Below are 12,180 nucleotides of genomic sequence, written 5' to 3'. Positions count from 1 at the left end.
TCACCAATGTGAGCCTTTATATACTTTTCATGGCCAATTATTGAGCAGCTTCAGCGCTCTCGCCATCAATTTTCAATAATTCCACTTCGAACACAAGTGTCGAGTTTGCTGGAATAGTCGGTGTGTCTTGTTCGCCATACGCAAGCTCAGGTGGAATAACAAACTTGTACTTTGAACCGACTTGCATCAGTTGCACACCTTCCGTCCAACCTGGAATAACGCGGTTTAGAGGGAACGTTGCAGGCTGACCACGCTCATAAGAGCTGTCAAATTGAGTACCGTCAATCAACGTACCTTTGTAGTGTACTTCAACGGTATCCGTCTCTTTCGGTTGATCGCCTGTTGCCGCTGTTTCTACCTGATAAAGAAGACCCGACTCAGTTTTTGTTACGCCTTCTTGCTTCTCAAATTCAGCACGGAAGTCATCACCAGCTTTTTGTGCAGCCGCTGCTTTTTCTACAGCCTGTTGCTGCATCGTTTCTGCAACGCGCTTATCTAGACCTTCCAATGCTGCTCGGATTTCATCTTCTGACAGTGTTTCTTTGCCAGCAAATGATTCTTCGATACCTTTAAGTACCAATTCTTTCTTAAGCTCAATACCAAATTCTGCTGGCTTTTCAATGCTAGTGCTTAGGTAAGTTGCGAAAGAAACACCAATTGCATACGCAGCTTTGTCATCTTCCGTTTTAAAGTGAACCGCTTTGCCTGTTTCTGCTTGCACTTGCTCTTGTGCTGCTGGCTCTGCTTTCGGCTCTTCTTTTTGACAACCTACTGCCAACATTACTGTCGCTGCAAGTAGCGACACTTTAAATATCGATTTCATTCTTTTCTCCAATTTATGGACACGCTATAGATTTAGCAGCTAGTCGAAGCAATTCGCCTTGTTTTTCGAGACGCTATGCGTAACTATTTAAATCTAGTCACTATTTAAATCTTACAAGAACTATAAATATACTCGCTTAGGCTCAAGACTCAATGTGGAATATCGGTAATGATGCGAATAATATCTCATTCTGTAGTGTACTTAATTGTCATCAGTCTGTTAAATGGCTGCTTTTTCTCCAATAAAGCAGAGAAACGTTGGGATCTTGCGTTAGAAGGTTCAACTAGCCTGGCGCTTAGCCGAGATGCGCGATTTGCGCTCTTGTATACTAAACAACAACATTTGCAGCTTTGGGATCTTCAAGATAATCAGCTACTTGCTAAACTTGGCATCCAAGATCCTGACGAAAACATCATTTCACTCATTCGCTTTTCTGACAATGGGCGCTTTGCCGTCACCGCAACTCAAACCAACTTTGCTATTTGGGACCTCGCTTGGTCTCAATCAACCGGGTTGTGGTCTATTGCTGATGGTTTAATCCAAGACATCGCCATTGGTAACAATGGCGAAGAAGTGTTACTTGGATTAAGTAATGGTAAAGCAATTTTCATCGATTTAGTCACCGGAAGACGATTAGAGTTCCTTGCTCACGTAGAAAAAGTGAATTCTGTGGCCTTATCTCCAAATGCAAAATACGCCCTCACGGGCGGAAACGATCATAATGCTTATTTTTGGAGCACTGAATCAGGGCAGGTTCTGCATCACTTCCCCCATGAACAGCGTGTAGGGACGGTGGAATTGCAACGTGATGGTCTTTACGCACTCACCGCTGACACCGGAAACAACGCCATTATTTGGAACTTAAAGACGGGCACAAAAAAAAGTCAACTAAGCAGTTGGTCACGACAACTAATTTTTTCGGCAGCTCGATTTTCTGATGACGGTCAGCGACTAGCGACAGGTTCACCGTCATCACGCTTAATTGTTTGGGACACGGATTCTGGAGAAAAAATTAATAGCTATGATGTAGAGATGCTAAAAGATGTGCGCCCTCCAAGAGGGGTAGTGTATGATGCAGCCTTCAAAGATAACCAACAGGTACTCTCCGCCTCCTCTGCTGGTGTCGTGCAGGCGTGGTCCCTTAACGAGTGATCAAATGACTAAAGAGCGTTACGAAATACTAGAAGAAAGAATCAACGATATGGAGTGCAAAATTGCATTTCAAGAACAAACGATTGAAGAGCTCAATGATGCGCTGACTCAACAGCAGCTGTTGATCAGTAAGATGCAAGACCAAATGAAATATGTCGTTGGTAAAGTGAAGAATATGGATTCGCCGAATCTTGCTGATCCATCGGAAGAAACCCCTCCTCCGCATTACTAAAAAGGTCAGCATACGCTGACCTTTTATTTTTATAACGGTCGCTTACTTCGTAAGTGAACGCTGTCTCACCGCTTCGAACAGACAGATGCCAGATGCCACCGATACGTTCAAGCTCGATACAGAGCCAGCCATCGGGATCTTAATAAGATCGTCGCACGTTTCACGTGTGAGTCGTCTCATTCCATCCCCTTCCGCGCCCATAACGATGGCTAGAGGACCTGTTAGTTTAGCTTGATAGACATCGTGCGTCGCCTCTCCAGCCGTACCCGCGATCCACACACCGTGTTCTTGCAGTGCGCGCATTGTTCTTGCAAGGTTGGTGACTCGTACCAACGGTACGGTTTCCGCCGCCCCACAAGCTACTTTGCTTACTGTTGCCGTTAATGGCGCAGATTTATCTTTTGGCACGATCACCGCCGCAACACCTGCTGCATCCGCATTACGTAAACAAGCACCCAAATTATGGGGGTCTGTTACGCCATCCAAAATTAAAAATAATGGCTGGTCATGACTGGCTAAGATGGTATCTAAGTCGTTTTCATTTAACTGCTTAGCGGGTTTCACCTTCGCAATGATACCTTGGTGGTTCGCACCACTTGCTTTGTCATCAAGTACTTTCCGCCCCATTTGCTGAATCGAGCAGCCAATTTGGCCTAGTTCATTTAGCAAAGGTAGCAAGCGATCGTCTTGACGGCCTTTTAGAACAAAAGCTTCGATAAAGCGTGCAGGGTCTTTCTCTAATACTGCTTTTACAGCATGAATGCCGTAAATAAATTCATTACTCATGGTTTTAACCTTGAAATATTATTTCTTTTTCGCGCCGCCGGTTTTCGCTCGAGGTTTTTTACTTCGAGCTTTCCCAGGTTTTGCTTTGGAACCCTTAGCGGGCGACTTCTGTTCTTTGCCGTCCGGGCGCTTCGTTGGCTCAACTAGTGGCGTTGCTTTGCCAGAACGTCTACTTTTCGCGACACCTTGCTTCTTCGCTTTGGCTTTGCTTTGCGCTTCCGCAACGCGCTTCTTCGCCGTTTTTCCTTTACCACGTACTTTACGATCGGTACCGACTAATTCAAAGTCGATTTGCTTATCGTTTAAATTTACCGCTAAAACTTTCACTTTAACCGCATCACCTAGTCGATAAATCGCACCGAAACTTTCACCAATTAATCGCTGCCCTACTGCATCAAATTGATAGTAATCGTTAGCTAAATTGGAAATATGAACCAATCCATCAATATGCAATTCTGTCAGGCGAACAAAGAAACCGAAGCCCGTTACATTGGCGATAACACCATCTAACTCTTCTCCGACATGGTCCTGCATATATTCGCATTTGAGCCAATCCGATACATCTCGGGTGGCGTCATCGGCACGACGCTCAGTCATTGAACACTGCTCACCGTAGTAATCCATATCATCAAACGAATAATGATAGCCGCCTGTCGGCGTCCAACGATCTTGATTACGCCCTGCTTCTTTGGCAATCAGATACTTAATCGCGCGATGAAGCAACAAATCAGGATAACGACGAATCGGGGAAGTAAAGTGCGCATAACGCTTTAGCGCCAAACCAAAGTGGCCACAATTATCAGCGTTATAGACCGCTTGCTTCATTGAGCGTAGTAGCATGGTCTGGATCAGCTCTTTATCCTGACGTTCACGGATTTGTTTGATTAAGTCTGCGTAATCTGTGGGTGAAGGCTCTAGCCCACCCGTCAAATTAAGACCTAGTTCGCCTAGGAAATCTCGGAAGCTGGTAAGTCGTTCTTCCCCTGGAGATTCGTGAATTCGATATAACGCGGCCTCTTTCGCCTTCTCCACTAATGAAGCAGACGCAATATTGGCCAAGATCATGCACTCTTCAATGATCTTATGGGCATCATTGCGAATGACAGGCTCAATACGGTCAATTTTTCTTTCCGCATTGAAAATAAACTTAGTTTCTACCGTTTCAAATTCAATAGCACCACGTTGATCTCGGGCAGTTTTCAGCACCTGATACATGCGATGTAGCTCTTCAAGGTGAGGGACGACTGGGTCATAACGCTCTCTGAGCTCCGTATCACCTTCTAAGATATCACTCACCTTATTGTACGTCAGTCGTGCGTGGGAGTTCATCACCGCTTCATAGTGCTTATAACCCGATAGCTTACCAGTATCCGAAATGGTCATCTCACACACCATACACAAGCGATCAACTTGTGGGTTTAGCGAACAAAGCCCATTAGACAGCACCTCTGGCAACATTGGGACAACCTGTGAAGGGAAATACACCGAGTTGCCGCGTTTTATCGCTTCTTTATCTAGCGCAGAGTCTGTTCGTACATAATAACTCACATCTGCGATAGCGACCCATAAACGCCAGCCACCACTTTTCTTGCGCTCACAATACACCGCATCATCAAAGTCTCGAGCATCTTCCCCATCTATCGTAACGAGTGGTAACTCACGAAGATCAACTCGGCCTTCTTTTGCCTCTTCCGGCACTGACTCACCAAATTGTGCGACATATTTGTCGACCTCTTCAGGCCAAATATGGGGGATCTGATGAGCTCGAATAGCAATTTGTGTTTCCATACCTGGTGCCATATTTTCACCAAGTACTTCAACCACTTGCCCAGCCATTTTCCGAGACTTAGCGCCACGATCGGTCACTTCAATAACCACAACGTTACCCATACGAGCGCCGTTACGATGTTCATTAGGAATCAGAATATCATGGCTAATACGAGAATCATCGGAAACGACATAGGCATAGCCATACTCCAAGAAAAAGCGTCCTACGATATGGTCCTTACGCGCTTCAAGTACTCGAACCAATCGACCTTCTTTGCGCCCTCGCTTGTCTTTACCTGTAGGCTGAACGAGAACAAAATCACCATGCAGCAAAGTGCGCATCTGATGATGCGGTAACAACACGTCTTGGTCTTTATTTAAGCTACCTTCAGGTCTCACCCAACCGTGGCCGTCTTTGTGACCAATGACGGTACCCTTAATCATTTCAAACTTATCTGGCAAGGCATAGCACTGACGACGTGTAAAGACGAGCTGTCCGTCTCTTTCCATTGCACGTAGACGACGACGTAACCCTTCATATTGTTCTTCACCAGACAGTCCTAGCGATTCAAACAGATCGTTACGGTTCATTGGGACGTTGACACCTTTTAAGAAATCAACAATGAACTCTCTGCTCGGAACGGGATTTTCGTAGTTTTGGGATTCTCTTTCGGCAAAGGGATCGTCGACACGATTTTCGCTAGGCTTATTCGACATAGTCAGACCTATTTTGAGGGGAGGTATAGGTCGATTATAACTGACTGGGGGGATAAGCTACAGAAATCGTTTATCATTCTCTAGCTAAAACGTACAGCAGGGTTTACCAAAAATCGCTACGACGCTTCGCTCGAGCAATAATATTCTGTGGCATGCGTGACTCTAAGCCCCGACGTAGCATCGAGATTCGCTTATGCTTCAAATTATCGGGGGTTACTGAGTTATAAAGCCAGCGGTAGGCGTCTTCGTAATCTCTTGGGCTACCATAATCACGCAGCAACAACTCGGCAAGTTGAATCCTTGCGTCTATATTACCCATGGATGCCGCTTCACGAAAATAAGGAATCGCTCGCTCTTTATCCTCTTGGACAAATGTACCTCGAGAGTAATAACGCCCCAACTGCTCTAACGCGACAGGCAATCCTTGATGAGCGGCATTTTCCATATAGTACAGTCCAAGCTCAACATCCTGAGGAACACAAACACCCCATGCTAACATATCGCCATATAGGAACTCATAAGAAGGCAGGTTAATGCGGGTGGCGCGCGCCATAATATCTTCAACAAGTTGACAGTTATCCGCTTTCACTCTCGCAAGGTGACGGTTCTCACTAATCAATTTAATCAGCTGATCTTCAGAATAGATTGGGACTGGTGCACCGACGCTTTCAGCTTGAGCCGATTTCAAAGTGCCAAGTAACGACAGACAAATCAACGCTGTTATTTTGTGTCGCCTCATCACTATATCATTTCCTCATATCCCAAAGACCACGCCGGCTTCAATAAGCCGCTGTTCCCATTTTATCGGCAAACATCGAGTTCACTTTAATAGAAACCACAAAAAAACGGCAAAATTTTGCCACTTGAGCACGGCATAAGCGTAACGATGTCAAAAAAATGGCAGAAGATCACAGTTAGGGCAAACTGGTAGACATAAAAAAACCAGCGCAAGCGCTGGTTTCTATTCATCAATTCAGTCTTCGAATTAAACTTCGAAAGGGTGAACCTTAACGATAGTTTCGTTACGATCTGGACCCGTAGAGATGATATCAACTGAAACACCAGTTAGCTCTTCAATACGCTTGATGTAATCTAGAGCGGCTTTTGGCAGCTGCTCGATAGACGTCGCACCAAAGGTAGTTTCAGACCAACCAGGCATCGTTTCGTAAATTGGCGTTGCTTCTTCAAACGCTTCTGCAGCCATTGGAGAAACTTCTAGAATAGCGCCATTTTTCATCTTGTAACCAGTACAGATTTTTAGCTCTTCTAGGCCATCTAGTACATCTAGCTTCGTTAGGCAGAAACCAGAGATAGAGTTAATTTGTACCGCACGACGCATAGCAACAGCATCAAACCAACCAGTACGACGTAAACGACCTGTTGTTGCGCCAAATTCATGACCAACATCGCCTAGGTGCTTACCAACAGGGTCTTGCTTGTCTAGACCGTCATACAATTCAGTCGGGAATGGACCTGAACCAACACGAGTACAGTAAGCCTTAGTAATTCCAAGGATGTAACCGATGTGACGAGGACCAAAACCAGAACCAGCAGCAACACCGCCAGCAGTTGTGTTTGAAGATGTTACATACGGGTAAGTACCGTGGTCGATATCGAGAAGCGTACCTTGTGCACCTTCAAACATGATCTTGTCGCCACGCTTACGCGCTGCATCTAGTTCGTCAGTAACATCAATAACCATTGAGGTGAGTAGGTCTGCATAAGCCATGCATTGCTCAAGAACTTCGTCGTAGCTTACCGCTTCAACTTTGTAGAAATGCTCTAGTTGGAAGTTATGGAATTCCATTACTTTCTTAAGCTTTTCTGCAAACATTTCTTTATCGAAAAGATCGCCAACGCGAAGACCGCGACGAGCCACCTTATCTTCGTAGGCAGGACCGATACCACGACCCGTCGTACCAATTGCTTTTTTACCTAGAGCGATTTCACGCGCTTGGTCAATAGCAATATGGTAAGGAAGAATTAGAGGACAAGCTTCAGAGATGAAAAGACGCTCACGTACTGGAATACCACGTTCTTCTAACGGCTTCATTTCTTTTAATAGTGCATCTGGAGACAGAACAACACCATTACCAATAACGCATTTAACGTTATTGCGAAGGATACCTGATGGAATTAAATGAAGAACGGTTTTTTCACCGTCAATGACTAGAGTGTGACCTGCATTGTGACCGCCTTGATAGCGAACCACGTATTTTGCATCTTCAGTTAAAAGGTCTACGATTTTACCTTTACCTTCGTCACCCCATTGGGTGCCCAGAACGACTACGTTATTTCCCATCTTTCCAATCTGATTGCTAGTTAAAAAAGGATTCTAGCACCGAAATGTGACTTTGTGCAGTCATTTTTTGGACATTAATCGCTAACACGGTTCTAAATATCTGTCTTTTATAAATAAAATCAATCTGTGATTTGTTTTCCAGACTCAGCTCAAGACAGCATAAATACCATCACTGCACCAGCAACAACTAGGCAACCGCCTACACGCCGCAGTTGGTGATCAGGCTGGGATACTAATTGGCCTATCATAGCTCTCCACCCCTTAGGTGCTAACAATGGCCCAAGCCCTTCAAAAATTAATACCAAGCCAATCGCTAACCAAAATGATGTGGTCATGTTTTTCTCCAAATAAGAAAAAGGCCCATCTAAGACAGGCCTTTTATCGTAGTAAATTTTACCGCTTCAGTTACTTAACTGGCGCACCGTTGGCGTCATTCATGTAACGGAAGAATTCACTCTTAGGATCAAGAACTAGGATATCGCTCTTGTCCGCAAAAGAAGTTCGGTATGCTTCAAGTGAACGGATAAAGCCGTAGAACTCAGCATCTTTGCTATAAGCACTTGCATAAACTTTGGCAGCTTCAGCATCTGCTTCACCTCGCGTTACACGCGCTGTTTTATCGGCTTCAGCTAGCACAGTCGCTACTTCAAGCTCTGCTTGAGCACGAATAACCTCTGCTTTCTCACGACCTTGAGAACGGTGTTTACGAGCAACTGATTCACGTTCAGCTCTCATACGACGATAAATTGACTCACTGATTTCATCCGGTAAGTTAATTTTCTTCATTCGGAAGTCAACCACTCTAACGCCGAGATCTTTCATCGCACTTTCGCGGGTATCTCTCAGAACGTTATCCATGATTTTGTCACGTTCTCCGTCAATCTCAAGCGCCTGTTTAGCAGCCTCAGTTGTCACTTCTTCGCTGTCTGCACTATCCGGAAGTACATCTTTATTACGTGGACCTGAAACGATTTGCTTGATTTCTCGCGAACCAATTTCAGAACGTAATACATCTGTCACTTTTCTTTCGAGTAACGCTTGAGCGGTCAGCGAGTCACCACCACCTGTCGCCAGATAGTATTGACGGAAATCTTCAATCTTCCACTTAACGTAGGTATTGATGATTACGTCTTTTTTCTCTGACGTTACAAAACGGTCACCACGGCCGTCCATCGTTTGAATACGCGCATCGAGTGTTTTAACGCGATCAAACAACGGCATTTTGAAGTGCAACCCTGGCTCGTAGATACGAGATACATTATTGTCATCGCTCAGTACTCGACCGAAACGGATCACAATACCTCTTTCACCTTCAGGGATGACAAACAAAGACATCAGCATTAATGCCAACGCAACCACTAATACTGGTATTGCTAATTTACGCATTATTAGTATCTCCCTTGACGTGAGTTCGAGTCGCGTGAAGTTGTCGAACTTGCTGGTGCGTCAGTTGACTTTGCGTCCAATTGAATCTCATCGTACGCCGATGTGGACTGTGGCTTACGCGCTTTATTTGAAGACTCTTGTCCCGCCAATTTATCAATCGGCAAGTACAATAGGTTGCCACTTGATTCTGAATCAATCAGCACTTTAGAAGTATTGGAATATACCTCTTCCATTGTATCTAGATACAGTCTATTACGTGTGACTTCTGGAGCCGCTTGGTATTCAGGCAACAATTTTTCGAACTGTGCAACCTGACCCTGAGCTGAATTAATAATACGCTCTGAGTAACCTTGTGCTTCTTTCTTCAAACGTTCCGCTCGACCCGTTGCTTTCGGAATAATTTCATTCTTGTAAGCTTCGGCTTCACGAATGAAACGCTCTTCATCCTCACGAGCAGAAATCGCATCATCGAACGCATCTTGTACTTGCGTCGGTGGACGTGCCGATTGGAAGTTCACATCAACAAGCGTAATACCCATATCGTAATTATCGATAATGCTATTCAACGTTTCTTGCGTACTTTGTCGAATAAGCTGACGACCACTCGTTAGAATGCTATCCATCAACGCATCACCGATAACCGCACGAAGTGCAGAATCAGTGGCTTGACTTAAGCTGTCATCCGCATTGGTTACCACATACAAATATTTGTAAGGATCTGAAACGCGATACTGTACATCCATTCCTACCGTGACAACGTTCTCATCTTTCGTCAGCATGGTGCCTGATGCACGTAGCGAACGAATAGCTTGTACGTTAACCGCTTGGTACTCATCGATAAAGCGAGGTCGCCAGTTAAGACCTGGATCAACGATACGATCGTATTTGCCGAGGCGAAGAACAACACCACGCTCAGCTTCACCAATGGTATAGAAACCAGAAGCGAACCAAATGACAACGGCAATCAATGCAATAACACCAAAGCCGATTGCGCTACCGCCACCGCCTATTGATGGGCCACCGCCACCTTTCTTGCCAAACTTACCACCAATCTTTTGACTTAGCTTGTTGAAAACTTCGTCTAAGTCAGGCGGACCTTGATTACGGTCGCCGGACTTGCGGCCATCGCGATTATTATTGCCCCAAGGGTCATTATCGCGGCCGTTGTTTCCATTATTATTACCAGGCTCATTCCACGCCATTAGGAAGCTCCATCATTATTATGACGTTATACTGTAGCAGTCCTTTAAGTAACGATAAAGTCACTCAAAACTGCCCCTTCTCTCTTCTCAAGTCTAGACCAATCTATTTGTTGCATCCGAATATCAATCAACAAGTTACCATCTGTATCATATTCTTCCCGCAGAATACATTTCATATCAAAAAATGTACTACGAATGCGGCCTTGATACTGTGGCGGAATTCTCAATTGATACTGAACCATTTGGCTCACTAAACGCTCAGTCAGCGCTTCGAACAACAGTTCAATTCCTTGCCCTTCCATGGCAGAAACCCAAACGGTTCTCGGTAGTCCTTCGTCATCTCGCTCTATACGAGGACGTTGGCCTTCTAGATTGTCTATTTTATTCATCACGACTAGAGCCGGTACATCACCAGCATCAATCTCTTCTAGCACGTCATGAACAGCTTGCATGTTCTCACGAAAACGGTCATCACTTGCATCAACAACATGTAACAAAATGTCTGCTTCTTGCGTTTCTTGCAGTGTGGCTTTAAATGCCGCGACCAAATCGTGCGGAAGATGACGAATAAATCCAACCGTGTCAGCTAGAATTGAAGTGCCTACATCAGCCAATTCAATTTTTCTGAGTGTTGGATCCAACGTTGCGAATAGCTGATCCGCCGCGTACACGCCCGCTTCAGTAATACAGTTGAACAGTGTCGACTTTCCTGCGTTGGTATAACCCACCAAAGAAATCGTCGGGATCTCTGCTCGGTTTCTGGCTCGTCTGCCTTGTTCACGCTGTTTCGCAACTTTTTCTAAACGACGTAAAATCGTTTTGATTCGGTCACGTAATAATCGTCGGTCAGTCTCAAGTTGAGTCTCACCGGGACCACGTAAGCCAATACCACCTTTTTGTCTTTCAAGGTGCGTCCAACCGCGAATCAATCGTGTAGATATGTGACGCAACTGCGCGAGCTCGACTTGCAACTTACCCTCATGGGTTCGCGCACGTTGAGCAAAAATGTCCAGAATCAAACCCGTTCGATCCAATACTCGACATTTACACAAACCTTCTAAATTACGCTCTTGGGCTGGAGAAAGTGCATGATTAAAAATAACCACATCAGCACCAGTTAATTGTACAACCTGTGCAATTTCCTGAGCCTTTCCTTCGCCAACATAGTATTTCGGGTGAGGAGACTGACGACTACCTGTCACAACCTGCAGGTTGTTAACGCCAGCTGAAGACACCAGCATCTCAAACTCGTTGAGATCTTCCCACTCACCTTCTTGCGTGAAGTTGATATGAACAAGAACAGCCTGCTCCCCCGATTCATAACGGTCAAACAAGCTACCAACTCCTATTTATGATGTTTACTGTACGAGATAGAGTATTAATCTTCAGATTTCTCTTGTTGGCGATCATTCGCTGGACGCTCGCCCGTGTGGTGACTCACCGCACGTGCAGGTACAACGGTCGAAATCGCATGCTTATAGACCATTTGGTTAACGGTATTTTTCAATAAGATCACAAATTGATCGAAAGACTCGATTTGACCTTGTAGTTTGATTCCGTTTACAAGATAAATCGAAACAGGAATGCGTTCACGACGAAGCGCATTCAGGAATGGGTCTTGAAGAGATTGCCCCTTAGCCATTTTTATTTTCCTTATATTAATATTTTTAGTTTTAATTATTTAGCTATTGGTACACGACGAGTTGTGTGGCCTTTGCATCTGAGCTAAACCAATGAAATACCCGTTAGTTTTATAATCATAGAACAACAATTCACTTTGAAAACAAAACTCAGTTCCTTTTTGGGTACAAAT

At 44.8% G+C, this 12,180-nt stretch carries 12 protein-coding genes; 2 read left to right on the top strand and 10 right to left on the bottom strand.

Translation table 11 applies throughout. The annotated features are described in order from the left end of the window. Positions 1-37: 37 nt before the first annotated feature. Positions 38-823 (bottom strand): FKBP-type peptidyl-prolyl cis-trans isomerase, encoded by a 786-nt coding sequence (fkpA, locus tag MD535_RS10055; protein WP_265674899.1) that lies wholly within the window; start codon positions 821-823, stop codon positions 38-40. A gap of 168 nt (positions 824-991) precedes the next feature. Between fkpA and MD535_RS10050 the strand changes: the two genes are divergently transcribed. Continuing rightward, positions 992-1,975, top strand: a complete 984-nt coding sequence (locus tag MD535_RS10050) for a WD40 repeat domain-containing protein (RefSeq protein WP_265674898.1) — start codon at positions 992-994, stop codon at positions 1,973-1,975. Between the two features lie 4 nt (positions 1,976-1,979). Further along, complete coding sequence (locus tag MD535_RS10045; protein WP_265674897.1) at positions 1,980-2,207, top strand: SlyX family protein; 228 nt, start codon at positions 1,980-1,982, stop codon at positions 2,205-2,207. Positions 2,208-2,249: 42 nt separating this feature from the next. Here the strand turns inward: MD535_RS10045 and rlmB are convergent, their stop codons facing one another. The 9 genes from rlmB to hfq all read right to left on the bottom strand — a co-directional run bounded on the left by rlmB (position 2,250) and on the right by hfq (position 12,009). Further along, positions 2,250-2,993, bottom strand: a complete 744-nt coding sequence (rlmB, locus tag MD535_RS10040) for a 23S rRNA (guanosine(2251)-2'-O)-methyltransferase RlmB (RefSeq protein WP_265674896.1) — start codon at positions 2,991-2,993, stop codon at positions 2,250-2,252. Positions 2,994-3,011: 18 nt separating this feature from the next. Beyond that, a complete protein-coding gene (gene rnr, locus MD535_RS10035; RefSeq protein WP_265674895.1) occupies positions 3,012-5,477 on the bottom strand; it encodes a ribonuclease R in 2,466 nt (821 codons plus the stop codon). Positions 5,478-5,580: 103 nt separating this feature from the next. After that, positions 5,581-6,219: a flagellar protein MotX gene (gene motX / locus MD535_RS10030; protein WP_390902918.1), complete on the bottom strand. Its 639-nt coding sequence runs from the start codon at positions 6,217-6,219 to the stop codon at positions 5,581-5,583. 243 nt (positions 6,220-6,462) lie between these two features. Next, on the bottom strand, positions 6,463-7,779 hold the full coding sequence (locus MD535_RS10025; protein WP_265674894.1) for an adenylosuccinate synthase: 1,317 nt from the start codon (positions 7,777-7,779) through the stop codon (positions 6,463-6,465). 149 nt (positions 7,780-7,928) lie between these two features. Continuing rightward, a complete protein-coding gene (locus tag MD535_RS10020; RefSeq protein ID WP_265674893.1) occupies positions 7,929-8,114 on the bottom strand; it encodes a DUF2065 domain-containing protein in 186 nt (61 codons plus the stop codon). A 70-nt stretch (positions 8,115-8,184) separates the two neighbouring features. Then, complete coding sequence (hflC, locus tag MD535_RS10015) at positions 8,185-9,165, bottom strand: protease modulator HflC (RefSeq protein WP_265674892.1); 981 nt, start codon at positions 9,163-9,165, stop codon at positions 8,185-8,187. A 2-nt stretch (positions 9,166-9,167) separates the two neighbouring features. Further along, complete coding sequence (gene hflK, locus MD535_RS10010) at positions 9,168-10,367, bottom strand: FtsH protease activity modulator HflK (RefSeq protein WP_265674891.1); 1,200 nt, start codon at positions 10,365-10,367, stop codon at positions 9,168-9,170. A gap of 44 nt (positions 10,368-10,411) precedes the next feature. Further along, on the bottom strand, positions 10,412-11,701 hold the full coding sequence (gene hflX / locus MD535_RS10005) for a ribosome rescue GTPase HflX (protein ID WP_265674890.1): 1,290 nt from the start codon (positions 11,699-11,701) through the stop codon (positions 10,412-10,414). Positions 11,702-11,745: 44 nt separating this feature from the next. Continuing rightward, positions 11,746-12,009 carry an RNA chaperone Hfq gene (gene hfq / locus MD535_RS10000; protein ID WP_250618659.1) on the bottom strand — a complete coding sequence of 88 codons (264 nt, stop codon included), beginning with the start codon at positions 12,007-12,009 and terminating at the stop codon, positions 11,746-11,748. Positions 12,010-12,180: the final 171 nt, after the last annotated feature.

The sequence above is a fragment of the Vibrio qingdaonensis genome (assembly GCF_026191675.1).
GTDB lineage: Bacteria > Pseudomonadota > Gammaproteobacteria > Enterobacterales > Vibrionaceae > Vibrio > Vibrio qingdaonensis.
The sequence above is the reverse complement of the archived record's forward strand: the minus strand, read 5'-3'. Positions and strand labels throughout refer to the sequence as shown.